The organism is Ruania albidiflava DSM 18029, assembly GCF_000421225.1.
Lineage (GTDB): Bacteria > Actinomycetota > Actinomycetes > Actinomycetales > Beutenbergiaceae > Ruania > Ruania albidiflava.
In genome coordinates, this window is sequence record NZ_ATWL01000058.1 from 1 (window position 1) to 1,238 (window position 1,238).

A 1,238-nucleotide genomic window follows, 5' to 3' on the forward strand; every position below is an offset into this window, starting at 1 on the left:
TCCAGCCCGTCGGGCAGCCCACGGCGGAGCTTGTCGATGAGGGTGGCCATGAGCTTCTTGCCGGTGCGCCGGTCAGGGTGCTGATAGGCGGTGATGATGTCCTGATACACCAGGTAGGACACCTCCAGGGCGGCGTGCTCGTTGCGCTCTGCGAAGAGCCGTTCCAGCCGGTCGGTGCCACGCTGGTTCAGCAACGACCTGCGGGTGAGCAGGGTGCGCCGCCCCCGGTAGAGCAGGTCCTGTTTCCTACCCCGGTGGCCCAGAATCTGCTGCTGCAGGCGCTGACGGCAGCCGGTAAGCTTCTCGCCGCCTAATTGCACGACGTGGAACGGATCCATCACCGGTGTGGCCTCAGGCAGCGAAGCCCTCGTGGCACTGTGGTAGCCGGCGAACCCGTCCATGGTCACCACCTCGATACGGTCTCGAAATGCCTGGTCGCGCTCGTCCAGCCAGGCGGTGAGCACCTTCGCCGACCGGCCCGCTTGGACATCGAGCAGCCGCGCCCTCCCGGTCCCCTCGATGAGTGGAGTCAGGTCGACCAGGATGGTCGCGAAGTTCTCCTCGCCCTGCCCGCGCACGTGCTTCCAGCAATGCTCATCGACCCCGAGGTGACGTACCTCGTCCAGGTGGGTGGGGTCGTCATAGACCAGCGAGCGGGCCGCGTTCACCGCGAGGGTGTTGACCAGGTCCCAGCCCAGCCCCAGAGCACTGGCCACCGCGGCCACACTCATCTTGTCGATCGCCAACCTTGCAAGGATCCACCGGGTGCACCGGCGCGTGGTCTTCGCTCCCGGCTCAGCAGCCTGCAGCTGATGCTGGAAGATGCGTTGCCGGCACTCCTGGCCTTCGCAGACGAACCGTGGCAGACGTACCCGCAGCCGGGTCGGGTGACCAGCGATCGGAATGTCGGTCAGCTCTCGGATGACGTGGTCCCGCAGCCGCCCCTCGGCGCCGCACGTGGGGCAGAAGCCCAGCACCTGCCGCGGTGAGGCCTCGATGACCGTCACTTCCCCCTCGGCCACGCTCGCGCCGGTGATGAACACCCCGAGCTCGAGAGTGCGGCAGATGACATCAGCAACAGGGCAGCCAGCAGGGGCGCAGGAGGTAGATTCCACGGTAGGGCCTTGGGTCGAGGATGGGCGGTTTGAGCACCTCCATCTTCACCCAAGGCCCGCTCACGATCCGCCTCAGCTCGCCGTCAGCGACGACGCCCTACGCACTCTGAATCCGGAAGAGCC

At 66.8% G+C, this 1,238-nt stretch carries 1 protein-coding gene; it reads right to left on the bottom strand.

The genetic code is table 11. The features are described 5' to 3' along the window. A partial coding sequence (locus K338_RS0119510; RefSeq protein ID WP_022919804.1) for an ISL3 family transposase occupies positions 1 to 1,043 on the bottom strand: 1,043 nt, incomplete at its 3' end. Positions 1,044 to 1,238: the final 195 nt, after the last annotated feature.